The following is a 19701-nucleotide window of genomic DNA, read 5'->3' on the forward strand; positions in this document are numbered from 1 at the left end:
TTCGGGCAGGCCATACGGTGGGGGAACCGAGGCCCTCCACTTGTAGGTAACACCTACCGCGCGCTCCGCGCGCGAAGGGCGCGCTGCGCGCGAAGGGCGCGCTGCGCGCGTCGGGTGGCTTGTCGTTGGGGGTGAGGGTGGTGGCCCCGCGGGGTTTCGCCGGCGGGGCCACCACTGTCATGAGTGGGTGGTTAGCGGGTGGGCTTGGGGGTTAGTTTGACCTCGATGGTGTTGCCCGGGCCTGCCGTCAGGGCGCTGATCAGGGCGTTCAGTTGGCCGCAGCCCTGGAGTTCGGGCAGGGTGTACGTGCCGGCCAGGGTGCCGCCGTTGAGCGGGTCGAAGCCGGGCTTTGATTGGAGGGGGATGGAGGCCGGGGTCTTGGTTTGGCAGTTCGGGCTGGTGCTTACCGGGATGCCCATGACCGAGACTCGCGGCAGTTTCACCGTCACCGGGGACGTGGAGTTGAGTACGCCACCCGCGAGGGTTCCGGTGGTTTTGCCGGCCTGGACGAATTCGATCTTTGCCGTCACCGGCACGAAACCGAAGATCTTGAATTGGCCTGTGGTCGGGTTGAGAGCCAGGTCTGCTTCGAACTTGCCGGTTGCCAAGTCCAAGCCGGCGTCGATGCCGCCGTTGAGTTGCACGGTGCCGTTGGCGGCCTTGATCTTCGTGTGGCCGACCAAGTTGTAGCCGTAGCGGATGATCGTGCCGCCGCCTGGCTTGGTTCGAGCGGTGACCGCCGGGGTTGCCGCCGATCGGTTGCCGGCCGCGTCGAAGGCCACGACGGTGAAGGAGTACTCCGTGTCCGGCGACAGGCCCGTCACGTTCGTCGACGTGCCGCTGACCGTGGCGACCTTGGTGGTGCCTCGGAAGACGTCGTAGCCGGTGACGCCGATGTTGTCGGTGGCCGCGTCCCAGGCCAGGCCGATGCTGTTCTCGGTTTGGCCGGTGGACCGCAGGTTGCCCGGCGTTGTCGGGGCGGTGGTGTCCGGGGTTGCCTTGGTTCGGACCTTGAGGGCGGCGCTGGCGTCGGACGTGTTGCCTGCGGCGTCCTTGGCTACGACCGTGAAGGTGTACTCCGTGTCGGCGGTCAGGCCGTCGATGGTGGTGGAAGTGGTGGTGACGGACTTGATGACGGTGCCGCCCGAGAGGATGTCGTAGCTGACTACGCCGACGTTGTCGGTCGCGGCCGTCCACTCCAGGGACACGCTCGACGTCGTCTCGCCCGTGGACTTCAGGGCGGATGGCGCGGTGGGCTTTTGGGTGTCCGGGGCGTCGCCGGTGCGGGCGGTCACGGCGGGGCTGGCGTCGGAGGTGTTGCCTGCGGCGTCCTTGGCCACGACCGTGAACGAGTAGTCCGTGCTGGGGGTGAGGCCGTCGATCGTGGCTGTCGTGCCCTCCACCGACTTGACGACCGTGCCGCCGGAGACGACGTCGTAGCCGACCACGCCCACGTTGTCGGAGGCCGCGGTCCACGACAGGGACACGGTGGATTGCGTTGTCCCGGTGACCGTCAGGCCCGAAGGTGCGGACGGCTTCTCGGTGTCGGGGAGTTGTGCCGTGCGGCCGGTGATGGGTGCGCTTGCGTCGGAGGTGTTGCCGGCTGCGTCCTTGGCCACGACCGTGAAGGTGTACTCGGTGTCGGCGGTCAGGCCGTCGACGGTGGTGGACGGGGTGGTGACGGATTTGACGACCGTGCTGCCGTTGAGGACGTCGTAGCCGACTACGCCGCGGTTGTCGGTGGAGGCGGTCCAGGAGAGGCCGATGCTGGTTGCCGAGGTGCCGGTGATGGTGAGCCCCGTGGGGGTTGTCGGCTTTTCGGTGTCCGGGGCGGCCGGGGTGCGGACGGTGAGGGGGTTGCTCGGGTCGGAGGTGTTGCCGGCTGCGTCCTTCGCGACGACCGTGAAGGTGTATTCGGTGTCGGCGGTTAGGCCGTCGATGGTCGCTGTCGTGGTGGTGACGGACTTGACGACCGTGCCGCCATTGAGGATGTCGTAGCCGGTTACGGCCACGTTGTCCGAGGATGCGCCCCACTCCAGCGAGACCGACGTTTGCGTGGCGGCGGAGGAGGTCAGCGGGCCGGGGGCGGTGGGTTTCTGGGTGTCCGGGGCGGCCTTGGTGCGGGCGTTGACGGCGTCGCTCGCTGGGGAGCGGTTGCCGGCGGCGTCCTTGGCGACCACGGTGAAGGAGTACGCGGTGTCGGCGGTCAGGCCGTCGACGGTGGTGGACGTTGTGGTGACGGACTTGATGACGTTGCCGCCGGAGACGATGTCGTAGCCGACGACCGCGACGTTGTCGGTCGAGGCGGTCCAGGAGAGCGGGACCGAGGTCTGCGTGGTCTCGCCGGCGGTCAGGCCGGTGACCTTCGTCGGGGCCTCGGTGTCCGCGGCGCCGGTGATGGTGAAGGTCTGGAGGACGTTGCGGGCCGCCGCGTCGACCAGGGTGCAGTCGGAGGTGAAGGTGCCCAGGCCGGTGGGCGTGCCGTCGGCCTTGAGCGGGGTCATGGTCAGGACCAGGTCGTGCACGGACAGGGTCGCCGTGCCGGGCTGGTCGAAGCGCAGGGCCGGCGCGGAACCGGACGCGTTGACCACCAGGTCGCCCGAGGCCGGGATCGGCTGGTTCGGGATCGCGGTGGGCACCTGCACGGCCAGGTGGCCCTGCGGCGAGGAGACCAGCGAGGTGGCCAGGGCGGAACCCTGGATCGTCTCGCCGCCGACCAGGCGCAGGCCCTGCGTGGCCGTCGAGCCCGCGTTGGACACCGCCGTGATGTCGATCTTCGGCGTGAACGTGCCCTGCGCGATCTCGTCGGGCAGCGGGTTGGTGCTGATGTCGACGGTGACGTTCTGGTTGCCGATCAGCGGGAACGGGCAGTTGTAGACCTGCTTGAGCGGCGGGTGCGCGCCGCTGCCGATCACGGCCTCCGGGGTGACCGGCGCGCCGGTGACCTCGTAGGTCTGGAGGATCGTCGGCTGGTTCGGCGCCGGGGTGCAGGGTGCGATGAAGGTGCCCAGGCCGGTGGGCGTGCCGTCGGCCTTGAGCGGGGTCATCTCCAGTTCCAGGTCGGTCACCGAGAGCGTGGCGGTGCCGGGCTGGTCGAAGCGCAGGCCCGGTGCGACGCCGGCCGCGTTGACGACCAGGTCGCCGGAGGCCGGGATGGGCTGGTTCGGGACGTTCGTGGTGACCTGCACGGTGAGGTCGCCCTGCGAGCCCGGCGCGTCCACGGTCGAGGTGGCGCGCGCGACGCCCTGGATGGTCTCCGCGCCGACCAGCCGCAGGCCCTGGGTGGCGTTGGGGCCGGCGTTGGAGATCGCGGTGATCTCGATGACCGGCGTGAAGGCGCCGGTGGCGATCGAGGCCGGCTGGTTGTCCCGGGTCTTGATGTTGACCGCGACGGTCTGATCGCCGATCAGCGGGAAGGTGCAGGTGTAGGACTGGTTGAGCTCACCCGCTGCGGCGGTTCCGGTGCCCGTGCCGATGGCGAGTCCGCCCACGACCATGACGGCGGTGGCGACCGCGCCCAGGCGGGTCAGCCTCCGGACCTGTTTTCTGTGTCTCACGGATCGTCCTCCCTGACGCCGAGGGCACGCCAGAAATAGGGGGCAGGGTTGGAATGCGTGTGTTACAGCCACGCTACGTGTGGCCAAATTAACGACGCCCCGTCCCGACCCGCAAGACCTCCTCGAAACACAGCGAGAACTTGTCACACCCGACTAATTCCGCAGGTCGAGCATTGGCATGTTTGCGCTGGTCACAGACATGAGAGCGGTGGTCACCCACCGTATACCGGCGAGTAGACCACCGCTCTCCACAATCGTCCGGACGGGTCAGTGGTTAATGCCCTTTTGTCACCCTGACACCGTTTTCGGGAATGCCTTTGTCATCTGTCTGACAAATTTTCAGCAGGTCGGTCGGGTGCCGTGTCCGGCGAACCGGTCACCCAACCAGTCCAACGCGCTCGCGCCGCCGACGCTGACCGCGGTGATGTGGCCGGCCAGCGGCAGGGCGGTCCACTGGAGGTCGGCGCCGAGCGCGCAGTACCGGTCGCGCAGGCCGGTGGCGGTCCGGTACGGGATCAGCTCGTCGACCGTGCCGTGGTACAGGTAGACCGGGACCGCCGGGCGGACCGCGCCCAGCCGGTTCTCGGCGAGCCGGGCCTGCCAGCGCGGGTCGCGGATGACGCCCGGCACGGTGGTCAGGCTGTCGATCCGGGTGAACGGCGCGAGCAGTGCCATCTCGGCCACGCACGCGTCCGCGACCTTGCGGGTGACCTCCTGGCCGTGGGCGTTGAGCGGCAACGGCAGTTCCGGGTAGGCGGTCGCGTACCCCACCGCCGCGCCGACCACGAGCCCGGACCCGAGGCCGCCGTCGTTGAACCGCGCGACCTCGTTCATGTCCGCCGGCACCCCGCCCTCGGCGACCCCGACCAACCGCACGTCTGGTGCGTAGGTCGGCTGGAGCTCCGCCGCGAACGCCGCCGCCTGACCGCCCTGCGAGTAGCCGAACGCGCCGACCGGGGTGCCGGGGACTTGAAGGAGCTTCGTGGCGGCCCGTGCGGCGTCCAACAACGCCCGCCCCTCGGACTGGCCGACCGCGTAGGTGTGGGTGCCGGGCGTGCCGAGACCTTCGTAGTCGGTCACCACCACGGCCCAGCCCTTGAGCATGGCCTGCACGAGGAACGCGATCTCCACCTCTTCGCCGACGCGCAGCCGGTAGGAGGGGGCGCAGCGGTCGGCGAGGCCTTGGGTGCCCATCGCGTAGGCGATGAGCGGGCGGGGGCCGTTGGTCCAGGGGATCGGCGGGACCAGGACCGTGCCGGTGACGGCGTTGGGCGTGCCGGTCGCGGAGGTGGAGCGGTAGAGGACCTGCGTGGTCGCGACCGGGGCGGGGAGCACGCGGAACGGCTCGGGGTGCCAGTCGACGTCCCGGGTGCGGAGGATGTCGCCGGGCTTGCCGGGAAGGGGGTTGGGCGGGGTGTAGAAGGCGTCCTGGGACGGGTCGGGCGGGCGTTCGTCGGTGAGCGCGGGCGCGGGCGCGGCGGCTGCGGGTGGGGCAAGCGCAGGTGCGGCGAGCGCGGGTATGGCTGCGAGCAGGGCCAGCAGGGTGATCAGCAGTCGGGTCGGCATCGTCGCCTCCGCAGGGATTGTGGTAACCACCGTTTCCGCAATGTAGGCCCGGACAGGCTAATCTGACAATCCCTGTTACCACTTCCGAGGAGCCGCCCGTGTCCCGTCCGTACGCGGGGATCAGCCAGGACGAACGCCGCCGCCAACGCCGCGACCGCCTCCTGCTGGCCGCGCTGGACCTGTTCACCGCACAGGGCTTCGCGCAGACCAAGGTCGCGGCGCTGTGCACGGCGGCGGGCGTGTCGACACGCAACTTCTACGAGGAGTTCGAGAACAAGGAGCGCCTGCTGCTCCTCCTGCACGACCGCATCAACACCCTGGCCCTGGAACGCGTGACCGCCGCCCTGGCCGCCTTGGAGTCCGCGGATCCCGGCACGCGGATCTCCACACTGCTCGACGCGTTCGTGTCATCGGTGACCGCCGACCCCCGCGTGCCCAGACTGGCCTACGTGGAGGCGGTGGGCGTCAACGCGGAGCTGGAGCGGCAGCACCAGGAGTGGGTGGCACGGTGGGCGGACTTCATCGAGGCGGAGGCGAAGCACGCTGCCGCCGAGGGCTTCGCACCCCGACGCGACTTCCACCTGACCGCCATCGCCTTGGTGGGTGCGGTCACGGGCCTGCTGCGCGAGTGGCAGGCGCACGACCCGCCGCTGGACGTCGCCGACATCGCGACGGAGATCAAGTCCTTGATGCTGGCCGCGATCACCCGCTGAGCCCCGGACGCACGCCGACGGGACCCACCCTCGCAGCGGGTCCCGTCGCGTGTGTCGATCCGGAGGCTCACCGTCCGATCAGGACGCCTTGCCGACCGGTCAGAAGGTCAGCTTCCAGATGTCGATGTAGCCGGTGTCCTGGCTGTAGACGTCCTGGACCTTCAGGCGCCAGGTGCCGTTGGCCGCCTCGCTGGACGCGTTGACCGTGTAGGTGGTGTTCACGTTGGGGGTGCTGGAGCTGCTGGAGTTCTTCAGGCGGTAGGTCGAGCCGTCCGGGGCCACGAGGTCGATCACCAGGTCGCCGCTCCACGAGTGCTTGATGTCGACGGTGACCTTGAGCGTGGACGGGGCGTTGCCGGTCAGGCCGGAGGTGGCGATGTTGCTGTAGACCGCCGCGCCGGCGTCCGGGATGGAGACGTCGGTGCCGTTCTCGAAGGTCTTGCCGGGCGGGTTCGGGGTGCCGCCGCCGAGGCTGTCGGCCGCGGCCTTGATGGCGGCGGCGAAGGTGCTCACCTCGGTGTAGACGCCCGGGTTGCTCGGGCGGGCGCAGCCGTTGCCGTGGCTGACGATGCCGACCTGGATCCACTGGCCGGCGCTGTCGCGGCGGAACATCGGGCCGCCCGAGTCGCCCTGGCAGGTGTCGATGCCGCCGTTGGCCAGGTCGCCGGCGCAGATCTCGGCGGCGAAGATCAGGTCGCTGTAGTACGGGTTGGAGTTCTTGCACGTGGTGTCGTCGATGAAGTCCACCTTGGCCTTCATCAGGTACCGGGACTGGCTGCCGCCCTCGCGGGTCGCGCCCCAGCCGGCGACGTCGAACACGCCGTTGTTGTAGGCCGCCGTGGTGGCGATGGGCAGCAGGGCCGCGCCCGTGATCGGGCTGGACAGCTTGATCAGCGCCCAGTCCCCGCCGGTGGACGTGCCGTAGGTGGGCGCGCGGTGGACGTAGCTGGAGGTCCGCTTGATCGCGGAGGTGTCCTGGAGGTCCGCGACGCCGTAGGTGGCGGTGATGCTGGTGTTGTTGCCGCTGCTGCTCACGCAGTGGGCGGCGGTGAGCACGAGCTGCTCGGTGTACATCGCGCCGCCGCAACCCATCGAGAGGCGGACCATCCACGGGAATTCGCCCTTGGCGGCCTGCGTGCCGCCGACGACCTGCGGGGTGACGCCGCCCGGGTCCGGCGGCATCGGGGCGGAGTTCGCTTGGCCCGCGAACGCGGCCAGGGAGGCGGCGATGCCCACGGCGAGGGCGAGCGCCTTCTTCGCTGTGTAGCGCACAGTCGTTCCTTCCCGCGCCCGGCCGGGGTGGTGCGTGCAGGGTCGGCCTGAGCGTCGAGTGAAGTGTCAGCAGGGTGTGGTGCACCGGTTGACGCCGGCGGCTCATCATGCGCAGCCGAAAGCCTCGCTCACAATCCGACGATCGACGGGAGTTCTTCCGGCGTTCCGCGCGTTTCGGCGGTGTTACTCGATGGTGGAGCCGGTGATGGCCACTTCGGTCGCGCCGAGGAAGAAGATGCCCTTCAGGCCCGGTGTCTCGAAGCCGGCACTGGGGTTGCGGCGCAACGTCGATCCCTCGACGACCATCGTGCCGCTGCGGTCGTTGCTCACGAAGAAGATCGCGCCGCCACCCTCGTTCGCATGGTTGTCCTCGACGAGCGTGCCCGCGATCTTGACGGTGAACTCGTTGCCGTCGGCGTAGAGCGCGCCACCGCTGCCGCCGCCGGGCTGGCCGTCGCGGGCGGGGTTCGCGCCGCGGCCGATGGCCTTGTTGTTCCTCAGCACGCTGTTCAGCACCACCCACGACGAGCCGATGCTGCTCAACGCGCCCCCGTTGGAGCACTCGCCGTGCTGGAACGTGCTGCCGACGATGTAGACGGGTTCCTTCTGCCCGAACGCGCGGATCGCGGCGCCGCCGACGTCGGGACCGTCCTGGTCGCACCGGTTGCGCAGGAACTCCGAGTTGACGACCTTCAGGCTGCCGCCGCGCGCGTAGACCGCCCCGCCGCCTTCCTCGGTCTCCCCGGTGGAGTCTCCGTCGGCGAGGGTGATGTTCTGGAGGGTGAGCCTCGGGTGGGTCTGCTCCTGGCACCCGGCGCCCGCGCCGAGGCTGCGGTCGCAGGTGTTGAGGTAGAACAGCCGCCGCTTGCCCGCACCGGTGAGGGTGACCTGCCCGCCGCCGTCGATGACGACGTCGCGGGCCTTGTCGTTGCGGATGCGGATGGTCTCCTCGAGGACGATCGTGACGCCGTGCGGCCCGCAGTCGAAGGTGATCACGCCGCCGGCGGCCACCGCATCGGCGATGGCGTCGGAGGTGCAGCTCGTGGTGCTGCCGGTGCCGACGACCGTGGTGGGGGTCGAGGTGTCCTCGGCCGCGGCTTCCGGTGGCACCACGGCGGTTCCGTCCGGGTTGGCCATCGATTCGATGCGTGGCTTGGTCTTCGAGGTCGTCTTCGTGGTGCTGACGGTGGTGCTGGTGGTGGTCGTGGGTGGCGCAGTGCTCTGGGAGGAGGTGGCGATCGGCTGCACGGAGGAACCGCAGGAAGTGAGCACGACAACCAGCAGTGCGGACGGCACCCAACGACGCGACATGGTCCGCAACCCTAAGGAGCATCGATCATCAGCGCGACCCCCCGGGGGGATCATCGCGAGAAAGGGGCGAGTTGACAGGGTGTGGTGTGAGTGATTGGTTAGTCTCATGCCTACCGCCGAACGTCGTCTGTCCACCGCCGAGGAGCGCCGGGAGACGGTGCTGCGGACGGCGTTGGCCACGTTCGGCGCCAAGGGCTACTACGGCACCACCACCGGCGAGGTCGCGAAGGCCGCCGGGATCTCGCAGGCGTACGTGTACCGCCTGTTCCCCGACAAGGAAACCCTCTTCCTCGCCGTGGTGGAACGCTGCTTCGCCCGCATCCGCGAGAGCCTCGCCGACGGGGTCGCGCAGGCCTCCGGGAGTTCGCCCGACGCCGTGCTGTCCGCGATGGGGGACGCTTACGCGCGGCTGATCGCGGACGAGAACGCCTTGCTGTTGGTGCAGATGCACGCCCAGTGCGCGGCGATCTCCGAACCGGCCGTGCGGGAAGTCGTTCAGCGCGGGTACGCGCGGACGGTCGAGTACGTGCGTGGGGTGTCCGGGGCGACCGAAGACCTCGTCCAACTGTTCTTCGCGCGGGGCATGTTGTGCCACCTGGTGGTGGCTGTGGACGCGGACCACGTGGACGCGCCTTGGGCGCGGACCCTGTCGAACGGGATTCGCCACTACGCCTGACCCCTGTGAGTGGTCGGCCAGTCATGGACCGGTGTTTGACAGCCCGGCTCCCACTCCGCAACAGTGGTTTCACTAGTGAGATAGTGAAAGGGTTCGGGTGATCGAGTTCCGGATCGACCGGCGCTCCGGCGTGGCCACCTACCTCCAGCTCGTGCAGCAGGTCAAGCACGCGCTGCGATTGGGGCTGGTCGGTCCCGGCGACCGCCTGCCCACCGCCCGCGAGGTGGTGGAGCAGACCGCGATCAACCCGAACACGGTGCTCAAGGCGTACCGGGAGCTGGAACGCGAAGGCCTGGTCGAGCCACGACCCGGCCTGGGCACGTTCGTGCGCCGCTCGCTGGTCACGCCGGGCGTGGCCGAGGACTCGCCGTTGCGCGGGGACCTGTTGGAGTGGCTGGACCGGGCGCAGGGGCTGGGCATGGGCCGGGAGGACGTGGAGGCGTTGTTCCGGTCCGTGCTGGACCAGCGGTTCCGATCGTGATGGGGGATCTGGGGTGAGTGTTGCCGTGCGTGCGCGCGGCCTGGGTGCGCGCTACCGGCGTGACCGGGCGTTGCGCGACTGCTCGTTCGAGGTGGCGCCGGGCGGGGTCACCGCGCTGGTCGGCGCGAACGGCGCGGGCAAGTCGACGCTGCTCAAGCTGGCCGCCGGACTGCTGCGCCCGACCGAGGGCGTGCTGGAGGTCCGCGGCGAGGTCGGGTTCGTGGCGCAGGAGAAGCCGCTGTACCGGGGGTTCACCGTCGCCGAGATGCTGGAGTACGGCAGGCGCGCCAACCCGCGCTGGGACGACCGCTACGCCCGGGACCTGGTGGACCGCGCGGGCCTGCCCCGCGACCGCCGGACCGGCCGGCTGTCCGGCGGCCAACGCGCCTCCCTGTCCCTGGTCCTCGCCCTGGCCCGCCGCCCGGACGTGCTGCTGCTGGACGAGCCGCTGGCCGAGATGGACCCGGTGGCCCGCGAGGACGCCGTCCGCTGGGTCATGCTCGCCGTCGAGGAGACCGGGGTGGCCGTGCTGCTGTCCTCGCACGTGGTCGCCGACCTGGACGGCGTGTGCGACCGGCTGCTGGCGCTCGACCGCGGCGAGGTCCGGCTGGACGGCCCAGTGGAGGACCTGGTCGACGGGCACCGGCTGGTCGTCGCGCCCCGCGACACCGACCTCGGCGCGCACGAGGTCATCCAGGAGCGCGCCGGCGAACGGCAGCTGACCGCGCTGGTGCGGCTGCGCGGACCGCTGGAGCTGCCCGACGACCAGGTGACCACCCCCAACCTGGACGAACTGGTGGTGGCCTACCTGCGCCGGGGCCGAGCGGCGGTGGCCGCGTGATCTGGGTGGCTTGGCGGCAACACCGGACCGCGCTGCTCGCGCTGGGCTTGTACGTGCTGGTGTTGCTCGTCCTGATGGTCTACTACCGGGCCACGATGCTGGCGGTCGTGGACATGCGCGGGTGGAGCGAGTGCGTGCCGTCGCGGTACGCCGCCGGGTGCCTGCGCAGGCTCGACGCGACGGTGTGGGGCTGGTACGAGTCCGTGGACAACGTCCGCTTGGCCCTCATCGGGTACGGCGTGCTGGTCGGGGTGTTCCTCGGCGCGCCGCTGTTCGCGCGGGAGTTCGAGCAGAACACCCACCTCTTCGCGCTGTCCCAGTCGGTGCGGCCCAGCCGGTGGTTCGCCGCCAAGGTCGCGGTCGTCGCGGTGCCCGCCGCCCTCGGCGCGCTGGTGCTGGGCGCGGTGTACCGGTGGTGGACGACGGCGCTGGGCAAGCTGGTGGTGCCGCAGGAGGGGTTCCACGCGGGGTTGTTCGAGCCCCAGCCGCCCGCGCTGTTCGGGTACGTGGTGTTCGCCGTCGGGCTTGGCGTCGTGGTGGGCCTGGTCGTGCGCCGGGTGGTGCCGGCGATGGCCGTCACGCTGGTGGCCTGGCTCGGGGCGCTGTACGCGGTGCGGCGGTTCGCGCGGCCCGACTACCTGACCCCCTTGGTCCTCGAGAGGCCGTTCGGCGACTACCGGATCGGCTACGAGGCCGATCAGGACCGGTGGCGGCTCGCCGAGGGTGTCACCGACGCGGCCGGGCGCTTCGTGAGCAGCCGCGACGAGGTGGTGCAGGACGCGACCCGGTCCTGCCAGATCTCCTCGGGCGGGCAGCACAGCGTCGAGTACCACGACTGCATGACGGCGCTGGGCTACCGGTCCGGCGCGGACCTGGTGCAGCCCGGCGACCGGTTCTGGGTGTTCCAGGCGATCGAGGCGACCCTGTTCACCGCCGCGGGCGTGCTGTGCGTGCTCGGCGCGATGTGGTGGCTGCGCAAGCGTTTCCGCCGCGACATCCGCGTTCCGGCCGCGGCCTGACCGCAGCGCGGCCACGGCCTGGCCCTTTCCGACCTTCTTCCTGACTTCCGCGTGACCGCGCGCTTCGGCGTGCGCACACGCATGTCCCAGTTCCACTAACTGACTAGTGGAATGAGTAAGGAGCACTCCGTGCTGCAACGCCGTCCCACGCCGATCACCCTCACCCGCTCACGGGTGCCCGTGGCCGTGATCGCCGCCTCCCTCGCGCTGTACGTGGTGCAGGCGCACGTGTGGCCGTTGGAACGCTGGTTCATGTACGACCTGGACATCTACCGCCAAGGCGGGCAGGCGGTGCTGGACGGCGCCGGCCTCTACACCTCCCGCTTCAACGGGCAGCCGTTCACCAACACCCCGTTCAGCGCGCTGCTGTTCGCCGGGTTCGCGCTGGCGCCGATGGAGGTGGCGCGGCTGGTCATGGCCGGGCTGACGATCGCCGCGCTGGCCTGCTCGGTGTGGTGCGCGGGGCGGATGTCCGGGCGGGGGCTGCCGGTGGCGGCCGGGGTGTTCGCGGTGGCGCTGTGGCTGGAACCGGTGCAGTCGAGCCTGACCTACGGGCAGGTCAACGTGGTGCTGATGGCGTTGGTGCTGCTGGACTTCCGCGGTCACCGGTGGCAGGGCGTCGGGATCGGCCTGGCGGCGGCGGTCAAGCTCACGCCGGGCCTGTTCGTGGTGTACCTGCTGCTCACGCGCCGGTTCCGGGCCGCCGGGGTGGCCGCCGCCACGATGCTCGCCACGGTCGCGGTCGGGTTCGCCGTGCTGCCGGAGGAGTCGAGCCGGTACTGGGGCGGGGTGTTCCTCCAGTCGTCGCGGTTGGGCGGAGACCTGTACTACTTCGGCAACCAGTCCCTGCACGCGCTCCTGGGCCGGACCCTGCCGCCGGGTCTGCTGGCGGTGTGCTGGGTGGCGGCGGTCGCGGTGGTGCTGGTCGTCGGGCTGCGGGCGGCGGTCCTGTTTCACCGCCGGGGCGACGAGCTGGCCGGAGTGTTGACGGTCGCCCTGACCGCGCTGCTGGTCTCCCCCGTGTCCTGGCACCACCACTGGGTCTGGTGCGTGCCGTTGGTCGTGCTGCTCGGCCGGCGCGCGGTGGCCGTGGTGGTCCTCCTGGCGGCGTGGCCGATCCCCGGTTCGGACGCTTTCCCGCTGCCACAAGGACTCCTGTCGCCGGGGCCGTTCGAGGACCTGTACGCCCTGCTCGGTCTGGTCGCGCTGGGGTGGGCCTGGCACGCGGCTAATTCGGTTCGCCGGACGGCGGACATCGGTTAGCGTCGGGTAGGTGGACCGCGAGATCTTCACCGGCGGCATGACCACGGTCGTGCGGATCGGCCGCACCGTGCGGCGGCCGGTGCGCGCGTGGAGCGAGGCCGTGCAGTGGCTGCTGAGCGGGCTCGCGGCGGCGCAGGTGCGCGGCGTGCCGCGGTGGCACGGCGTGGACGACGAAGGCCGCGAGGTCCTGACCTTCCTGCCCGGTGAGGCCGGATCGGCCTACGGAGGGCCGGAGACTGCGCTGGTGAGCGCGGCGAAACTGTTGCGGCGCATCCACGACGCCACCGCCGCCCTGCCGGACAAGGCGTCGCACCCGTGGCAACTGCCGGCGGTGGAGCCGGTGGAAGTCGTGTGCCACGGCGATTTCGCGCCCTACAACTGCGCGTTCCACGACGGCGAGACGACCGGGGTGTTCGACTTCGACACCGCTCATCCCGGCCCGCGCTCGTGGGACCTGGCCTACGCCGTCTACCGGTTCGCCGGACTGTCCACTGTGGCCGGTCTCGAACCGGACGAGCAGGCCTCGCGCGCCAGGCTCTTCCTCGACTCCTACGGCCGCACCCGCGGTGAACGCCTGGACGTCGTGGACGCCCTGGTCCCCCGCCTGCTCGCCCTGATCCACTTCATGCGCACCGGCGCCGCAAACGGCGACCCGAACTTCGCCCGCCACATCGAAGAAGGCCACGCCGACCTCTACCTGCGTGACGCCGACCACATCACCGCACACCGCCCGCTGTGGGACCGGATCGTCGTGGGAAACCAGGTTTCCGCGAACCGTCCCTGACCGCACCAAGGTCAACATAGGATCCGGCGCATGCCGTCCGAACTCCTGCTCGCTGGTAGCCCCGCCCTGTCCGACCACGGTTTCCACGCCACCGTGCGGACCGCCGGCGCGCACACCGTGGACCAGGAGGACTTCGCCGGTCTCGACGTCGAAGCCCTGCTGGTCGCCCCCTACCTGCGGGTGCTGGGCGCGAAGGGCGACCGCCGGATCGTCGTCGGGATGACGGAGGTGGCCGTGCGCGCGGACGGCGAGGCTGCCGTGACCGTCGTCGTGCAGGCCACCTGGCACGAGAACGGCGGGTGGCGGCAGGAGGAGAAGCCCCACGACCTCGACGTGGTCCCGACGCTGTCCGGGCCGGCGCACGTCGTGTCCGGCGACCCGCGTGCCGTCGCGGCGACGGCGGCCAAGGCGTTCGCGGAGGCCTCGCGGGCGGAGTTGGCGCGGCTGCGCGGCATCCGCTACGAGCTGGAGCGGCAGATCGCCGACCTGTTGTCGCAGCGGCGCACCACGGCGCTGCGGCCGTTGCTGGCGGGCATCATCGAACTGTCCATCGCGACCGGCCGCGCCCGCGACCACGCCAGGGACGCGTGCCGCAACGGCCTGTGGGTGTGGTTGTGGGACACCGAGACCTACCACCGCAACCGCGAGAGCTCCGGTCCCGGCGACACGCACCGGGCCGCGCTGCGGCACTGCGAGGCGATCGATGCCGAACTGGCCGAAGAGGCCGCGCGGCTGCACTCGCTGCTGACCAGCATGTCGACCTTCGCCGTGGCCCAGGACGGCGAGGCGCAGCAGCGGTTCAACACCATCGCGGCTGCCGCGGCGGCCGGCCTGGGTGTGCCGGCGTTGATCCTCTCGCTGTACGGGGCGGACCCGTTCCTGCCGCTGACGTCGTTCGACCGCGCTTGGCGCGCGCTGACGCCGATCGCCGTCACGGCCCTGGTGGCGGTGGGCGTTGTGCTGCACCGGATACCGGGGCGGACGACCGCGCGGCAGTACGCGTTCGGGCTGGGACTGGTGGTGACGCTAGTGGGCGTGCTGTTCGCGGCCGGAGCCCTGGCACCCGTCGGGTGAGCCGGGGTTGGGATAGTTCCGGGGTGGCCGAACGCAGACGAGGCACCCCGACCCCGCCCACCGACACCACCGTGCGCGACCGCGACTGGACGGTGAACGAGCTCGTCGGCGCGACCTACGAGCGCACGGAGTTCGTGGACGTCGACATGGCCGACCTGCTGAACCGGGGCTCGACCTTCCGCGAGTGCGTGTTCCGGGGCGTGGAGTTCAACTCCTCCACCCACACCGAGGCCGCGTTCCTCAACTGCACGTTCGTGCGCTGCGAGTTCTTCGACGCGACCTTCACCGACTGCAAGCTGGTCGGCAGCGTGTTCGACGGCGGCAGCTTCGACGTGCTGCGGGTCAGCGGCGGCGACTGGTCGTTCACCGGGTTGCCGGGCGCGGACCTGCGGCGGGCGTCGTTCACCGGGGTGCGGCTGCACGACGTCGACCTGACCGGGGCCAAGTGCGCCGGGGCGAGTTTCACCGAGGTGGACCTGTCCGACGCGTGGCTGCACGGCGCGGACTTCACCGGCGCGGACCTGCGCGGCTCCGACCTGTCCGGCATCGACCCGACCTCCTTCACCCTGACCGGGGCACGCATCGAACCCGAACAGGCGGTGACGATCGCGCTCGCGCTGGGCTTCCGCCTCGGCTGACCGCACGCAGGGTGAATCCGCCACCTGGTCGAGTGAACTTCGGCTCGGGACCTCGGTGGCGCGAGATCACTCGCTAGCGTCAGGCGGTGACTGGCGGGAGGTCACCGTGACCGAGGCAGGACTGCGGGTCGTGGCACGGGCGGGTTCCGCCCGCGCGCACGCCATCAAGGACTTCCTGACGCGCAACCAGGTGCAGTTCGACGCGGAGGTGCACGTCGACGCGCCCGACCCCGTCGCGGTGCACCTGCCCGACGGCGAGGTGCTGACCGACCCGACCCTGATCGCCCTGGCCACCGCGCTCGGCCTCACCGACGAAGCCGACCCCGGCGACCACGACCTGGTCGTGGTGGGCGGCGGACCCGCGGGCCTCGCGGCGGCGGTGTACTCGGCGTGCGAGGGCCTGAGCGTCGTGGTCGTCGAGGACGACGCCCCCGGCGGCCAGGCCGGCTCCACGTCCCGCATCGAGAACTACCTGGGCTTCCCCACCGGCCTGTCCGGCGGCGACCTGGCCCGCCGCGCCCTGGCCCAGGCCCGGCGCTTCGGCGTCCGGTGGCTCTCCGCCCGCCGGGCCACCGGCCTGCGCCGGGACGGCGACCTGTGGACCGTCCACACCGACAACGGCACCACCACCCGCGGCACGGCGGTGCTGGTCGCGACCGGGATGCGCTGGCGGACCCTGGACGTGCCCGGCGCGGCGGACCTGGCCGGACTGGGCGTGTACTACGGCGCCGCCACCACCGCCACCGACGACCACGCCTTCGTCCTGGGCGCGGGCAACTCGGCCGGTCAGGCAGCCCTGCACCTGGCCGAACACGGCACCTTGGTGACCTTGCTGGTGCGCGGCCCTTCCCTGGCGGACAGCCCGATGTCGCGTTACCTCGTCAACCGGATCGAGGGATCACCGGCGATCGAGGTGCTGCCCCACACGACGGTCGAGGCCGTGCGCGGCGAGAGCAGGTTGACGGAGATCGTCCTGCGCCGGGGAGGCGCCGTGGAGACTCGGCCGGCGAAAGCGTTGTACGTGCTCATCGGCATGAGCCCGTGCACGGACTGGTTGGGCGGCCAGGCCGTCACCGACGCGCGGGGTTTCCTCGTCACCGGCACCGACCTGCTCCGCCTGGAGGGCGCGTGGCCCCTGGAACGAGCACCGCTGCTGACCGAGACCGCCCTGCCGGGCGTCTTCGCGGCCGGCGACGTGCGTTCGGGAACCGTCAAGCGCATCGGCTCCGCGATCGGCCAGGGCGCGGTGGCCAGTGAGGCGGTCCTGGAGTACGTGAAGAACGCCACCGCCCCGCACGTCCCCGAACAGGTGTCGTCGTTCGACCTCCTGGACGCCGACCACGACGGGTGGCTGAGGGAAGAGGACCTGACGAGCTTCGCGCGACGCCTGGTGGCCGCGTTCGACGAGCCGCCGGAGTCCGTGCGGGCGGCCCGGGTGCACTCGGCGTGCCAGGAGTTCTGGACGTCCCTGACCAGCGTCACCGGGCGGGAGGAGGTGGACCGGGCGGTGTTCGCGGAGTTGGCGCGGGAGTTGGACTTCGCTCCTCTGGCGGACGCCGTGCTGCTGCTGTCCGACACCGACGCGGACGGCTCGGTGACCTTGGGCGAGTTCCAACGCCTGCTGGCCGCACTGGGTGCGCCGGCCGAGTCCGCGACGGCAGCCTTCCGAGTCCTGGACCAGGACGGCACCGGTTACCTGGACACGACTCGGCTGGCAGCCGGTGGTGCGTTGCTGGGCGGTTGACCCTTCGGGGCAGGGTCAGAAGAACTCGTCCAGCAAGCGGTAGAAGGTCGTCTTCGCCGGGTCCGGCTCTGTTCCGTAGCGCGCCAGGTACCGGGCGGCGGCGTCCGAGCCGTACTGGGAGTTGCGTTCGTCGACCAGTGAGCGGGTCGCGATGGCCAGGTCCAGCCACCGGTCCGCCACGCCCAGCCGGCCCGCGTCGACCACGCCCGTCACGTCGCCGGTCTCGGGGTCGAACAGGACGTTCGGCACGGACAGGTCCCCGTGGCAGACCACCAGGTCCTCATCGGCCGGGCGGGTCGCGAGCAGCTCGGCCACCAGGCGGTCTCGGCTCCAGCCGGCGCGTTCGTCGTCCAGGTCGTCCAGGTCGGGGTCCGCGGCGAGAGCTTCCGGAATCGTCACCGCCAGGGACCGGTCGAACGGGCAGTCGGCCACCGGCAGGGCGTGCAGAGCCCTGGTCAGGTCGGCGAGGGAGTCCACGACCCGGTCCGTGTCCGGCCACAGCTCCGCCGCCGACCTGCCCGGCACCTCCACCGTCACCAACAGCCCCGGTGCGCACTCCAGCACCTCGGCCGCCGGGATCCCCTGGGCGCGCAGCCACACCAGCCGCTCGCCCTCGCCCACCAGGTCCTCCACGTCCGAGGTCTTCCGGTAGACGCCGCCGCGCCTGCTCACCGCCGCGCCGGACTGGCCGATCGTCACGCGTTCCCACACGTGCCCCAGCCTCGCACGACGGACCAACCGGTTTTAGGCGCGCATGACCGTCGAGATCGGGATGCGCGCGGCCCGCAGCGCGGGGATCAAACCGCCCAGCACGCCCGCCACCAACCCGGCCACGACACCCGCGACGCCCGCCTGCCACGGGAAGGCCACGCCCTCCAGGGACGGGAACCGCGACCCGAACAGCGACGCGCCGACCCTCAGGCCGACAACGCCCACGCCGATCGCCGCCGCTGCCGTGAGCAGGCCGGTGAGCAGGGTTTCCGCCAGGACGATGCCCGCCAGCAGCAACCGGGGCGTGCCCACCGCCCGCCGCAGCGCGAACTCCTCGACCCGCTCGCCGACCGTGGCCAAGCCGACGTTGAGGATGCCCGCGACGCCGATCAGCAGCACCAGCGCGGCCATCGACAGGAAGATCAGGCGCATCAGCTTGAGCTCGGTGGACATGCGTTCCAGCGTGTTGACCGTGTTGACGTGGATCTGCTCGGCGGGCGTGCCGCCGGCGACCAGGCGGGCGCGCAGGGCGTGCTCCACGTCGGCGGCGGTCGGGGACATCAGCACCTGGAGGCCGGGACCGTTGCGGCCGTCGCTCAGGCCGCTGGTCGGGAGCCAGTTGGCCAGCTCGTCGGACCGGACGTAGGCGGTGGGCGCGTACCCGCCGTCGTCGACCACGCCGATGAAGCGCGGGGTGGCGTTGGTGGTCGCGCCGGTGAGGCGCATCTCGGCGGGGACCCGGTAGCGCTCGAACGCCTGGGCCGCCTTGGCGTTGAGCACCAGGCGCGGCGCCAGGGACGGGTCGCCGCCGAAGTCCAGCCACTGCCCCGAGGTCGTGCGGAACGGCTTGAACGTGCGGACGTCACCGGTCAGGCCGACCAGTTGCAGCTCGACGGCCTGGCCGCTGGGCGCGTCCTTGTTGCCGGTGTCCACCTCGCGGCAGCCGTTCTGGTCGCAGATCATCTGCGGGCCGTAGCCGCCGGGCTGGTCGACCGGGCCGCCGCCCTCGTTGACCGGCTTGACACCGGGTTCGCCGATGATCGCCTGGGCACTGGTCAGGGCGACGGCGTCGGACCGGCCGCGCACGACCTCCAGCACGGTGTCGACGGAGGCCTCGGGCGGCAGGTACAGCTGGCGGGTGCCGTCCTTGCCCATGTTGAGCTCGACGTCGGCCAGCATGGCGCGGTTGGCGATCTCGGCCCCGGCCTGCACCGCCACCACCGCCAGCACGCCCATGAACAGGCTCACCATCGACAGGAACGTGCGCAGCTTGCGGGCGCGGATGCCTTGCCCGCCGATGATCAGCGCCGACCGCAGGCGCCCGGACAGCCTGATCACGCGACCACCACCCGCTCGGTGGCGTGGGCTGGGTTGAGCAGGCCGTCGGACAGGCGCAGCACGCGGCTCATCTTGGCGGCGTGGTCGCGGTCGTGGGTGACCAGCACCAGGCCGCAGCCCTGGTCGGTGGTGGCACGCAGGACCTCGACGACCAGGTTGCCGGTCTCGGTGTCCAGCGCGCCGGTCGGTTCGTCGGCGAGCAGGACGCGCGGTTCACGGACCAGCGCACGGGCGATCGCGACCCGTTGCTGCTCGCCACCGGACAGGCGAGGTGGCTTGTGCTTGGCGAGGTGCGCGATGCCGACCCGGTCCAGCGCGGCCAGCACCTTGGCCTTGCGCTTGCGACGCGACATCCAGCCCTGGCCGTCGACCAGCGCCATCGCGACGTTCTGCGCGGCGGTGAGGTGCTTGAGCAGGAAGAAGCGCTGGAACACGAACCCGAACTCGGCACTGCGCAACCCGGCGGCCTTGCGCTCGGGCAGCCGCGTGATGTCGCGGTCGCCGAGCAGGTAGCGGCCGTCGTCCGGGCGGTCGAACAGTCCGATGACGCTGAGCAGCGTGGACTTGCCGGAGCCGGACCGACCGAGGATGGCGATCGACTCTCCACTGTGGACGGTGAGGTCGACGCCGGCCAGGATGGTGCGCGGCTCCTGCTGCCCCTTCAGCGTCTTGGTGACACCGGTGAGCTGGAGTAGCGGCGTCCGACCGGGCGC

General features: G+C 71.1%; 16 protein-coding genes and 2 pseudogenes. 10 read left to right on the forward strand and 8 right to left on the reverse strand.

The genetic code is table 11. From position 1 onward, the window contains the following. Positions 1–191: 191 nt before the first annotated feature. Complete coding sequence (locus WBN91_RS29345; RefSeq protein ID WP_337727531.1) at positions 192–3557, reverse strand: fibronectin type III domain-containing protein; 3366 nt, start codon at positions 3555–3557, stop codon at positions 192–194. A gap of 339 nt (positions 3558–3896) precedes the next feature. Continuing rightward, positions 3897–5123 (reverse strand): lipase family protein, encoded by a 1227-nt coding sequence (locus WBN91_RS29350; protein WP_337727532.1) that lies wholly within the window; start codon positions 5121–5123, stop codon positions 3897–3899. Positions 5124–5221: 98 nt separating this feature from the next. Here WBN91_RS29350 and WBN91_RS29355 point away from each other — a divergent pair, with 98 nt between their 5' ends. Then, positions 5222–5836 carry a TetR/AcrR family transcriptional regulator gene (locus WBN91_RS29355; RefSeq protein ID WP_337727533.1) on the forward strand — a complete coding sequence of 205 codons (615 nt, stop codon included), beginning with the start codon at positions 5222–5224 and terminating at the stop codon, positions 5834–5836. Between the two features lie 99 nt (positions 5837–5935). On the opposite strand, the gene WBN91_RS29360 is transcribed toward WBN91_RS29355, so the two are convergent. From WBN91_RS29360 to WBN91_RS29370, 3 genes and pseudogenes are all read right to left on the reverse strand, one after another. After that, positions 5936–6328 carry a proprotein convertase P-domain-containing protein gene (locus tag WBN91_RS29360; RefSeq protein WP_337727558.1) on the reverse strand — a complete coding sequence of 131 codons (393 nt, stop codon included), beginning with the start codon at positions 6326–6328 and terminating at the stop codon, positions 5936–5938. Then, a pseudogene (locus WBN91_RS29365) lies at positions 6305–7108 on the reverse strand (S1 family peptidase); the annotation flags it as partial. The pseudogene WBN91_RS29365 and the gene WBN91_RS29360, both read right to left, overlap by 24 nt. A gap of 183 nt (positions 7109–7291) precedes the next feature. Beyond that, positions 7292–8419, reverse strand: a complete 1128-nt coding sequence (locus tag WBN91_RS29370; RefSeq protein WP_337727534.1) for a hypothetical protein — start codon at positions 8417–8419, stop codon at positions 7292–7294. 106 nt (positions 8420–8525) lie between these two features. On the opposite strand from WBN91_RS29370, the gene WBN91_RS29375 reads away from it, so the two are divergent. The 9 genes and pseudogenes from WBN91_RS29375 (at position 8526) to WBN91_RS29415 (ending at position 16939) form a co-directional block, all read left to right on the forward strand. Further along, positions 8526–9095, forward strand: coding sequence for a TetR/AcrR family transcriptional regulator (locus WBN91_RS29375; RefSeq protein WP_337727535.1), 570 nt, complete (start codon positions 8526–8528; stop codon positions 9093–9095). Between the two features lie 97 nt (positions 9096–9192). Then, on the forward strand, positions 9193–9576 hold the full coding sequence (locus WBN91_RS29380; protein ID WP_337727536.1) for a GntR family transcriptional regulator: 384 nt from the start codon (positions 9193–9195) through the stop codon (positions 9574–9576). A gap of 13 nt (positions 9577–9589) precedes the next feature. Beyond that, positions 9590–10417 carry an ABC transporter ATP-binding protein gene (locus WBN91_RS29385; RefSeq protein WP_337727537.1) on the forward strand — a complete coding sequence of 276 codons (828 nt, stop codon included), beginning with the start codon at positions 9590–9592 and terminating at the stop codon, positions 10415–10417. Further along, entirely contained in the window at positions 10414–11436 is a 1023-nt protein-coding gene (locus WBN91_RS29390; protein WP_337727538.1) for a hypothetical protein, read from the forward strand. The genes WBN91_RS29385 and WBN91_RS29390 overlap by 4 nt, the downstream gene beginning before the upstream one ends. A gap of 129 nt (positions 11437–11565) precedes the next feature. Then, the gene (locus WBN91_RS29395; RefSeq protein ID WP_337727539.1) at positions 11566–12699 is read left to right on the forward strand and encodes a glycosyltransferase 87 family protein; all 1134 of its coding nucleotides are present in this window, start codon (positions 11566–11568) and stop codon (positions 12697–12699) included. A gap of 37 nt (positions 12700–12736) precedes the next feature. Then, positions 12737–13192, forward strand: a pseudogene (locus WBN91_RS39215) (aminoglycoside phosphotransferase family protein); the annotation flags it as partial. A 321-nt stretch (positions 13193–13513) separates the two neighbouring features. Then, the gene (locus WBN91_RS29405) at positions 13514–14557 is read left to right on the forward strand and encodes a hypothetical protein (RefSeq protein ID WP_337727541.1); all 1044 of its coding nucleotides are present in this window, start codon (positions 13514–13516) and stop codon (positions 14555–14557) included. 23 nt (positions 14558–14580) lie between these two features. Next, on the forward strand, positions 14581–15195 hold the full coding sequence (locus WBN91_RS29410; protein ID WP_337727542.1) for a pentapeptide repeat-containing protein: 615 nt from the start codon (positions 14581–14583) through the stop codon (positions 15193–15195). A gap of 106 nt (positions 15196–15301) precedes the next feature. Continuing rightward, positions 15302–16939 (forward strand): FAD-dependent oxidoreductase, encoded by a 1638-nt coding sequence (locus tag WBN91_RS29415; protein WP_337727543.1) that lies wholly within the window; start codon positions 15302–15304, stop codon positions 16937–16939. A gap of 15 nt (positions 16940–16954) precedes the next feature. Here the strand turns inward: WBN91_RS29415 and WBN91_RS29420 are convergent, their stop codons facing one another. From WBN91_RS29420 to WBN91_RS29430, 3 genes are read right to left on the reverse strand one after another with little or no spacing between them, the layout of a single operon-like run. Beyond that, positions 16955–17677 carry an APH(3') family aminoglycoside O-phosphotransferase gene (locus WBN91_RS29420; RefSeq protein WP_443217823.1) on the reverse strand — a complete coding sequence of 241 codons (723 nt, stop codon included), beginning with the start codon at positions 17675–17677 and terminating at the stop codon, positions 16955–16957. Positions 17678–17683: 6 nt separating this feature from the next. Continuing rightward, positions 17684–18988, reverse strand: coding sequence for an ABC transporter permease (locus tag WBN91_RS29425; RefSeq protein ID WP_337727546.1), 1305 nt, complete (start codon positions 18986–18988; stop codon positions 17684–17686). Next, on the reverse strand, positions 18985–19653 hold the full coding sequence (locus tag WBN91_RS29430; protein WP_337727559.1) for an ABC transporter ATP-binding protein: 669 nt from the start codon (positions 19651–19653) through the stop codon (positions 18985–18987). Before WBN91_RS29430 ends, WBN91_RS29425 begins: the two co-directional genes overlap by 4 nt. Positions 19654–19701: the final 48 nt, after the last annotated feature.

The organism is Saccharothrix sp. CCNWYY140 (assembly GCF_037401995.1).
Taxonomy (GTDB): Bacteria; Actinomycetota; Actinomycetes; order Mycobacteriales; family Pseudonocardiaceae; genus Actinosynnema.

What these genes read in the sequence shown, in the direction of transcription:
- WBN91_RS29350 (WP_337727532.1), bottom strand. Translation starts at nt 5,123, where the DNA reads ATGCCGACCCGACTGCTGATCACCCTGCTGGCCCTGCTCGCAGCCATA.
- WBN91_RS29370 (WP_337727534.1), bottom strand. Translation starts at nt 8,419, where the DNA reads ATGTCGCGTCGTTGGGTGCCGTCCGCACTGCTGGTTGTCGTGCTCACT.
- WBN91_RS29375 (WP_337727535.1), top strand. Translation starts at nt 8,526, where the DNA reads ATGCCTACCGCCGAACGTCGTCTGTCCACCGCCGAGGAGCGCCGGGAG.
- WBN91_RS29405 (WP_337727541.1), top strand. Translation starts at nt 13,514, where the DNA reads ATGCCGTCCGAACTCCTGCTCGCTGGTAGCCCCGCCCTGTCCGACCAC.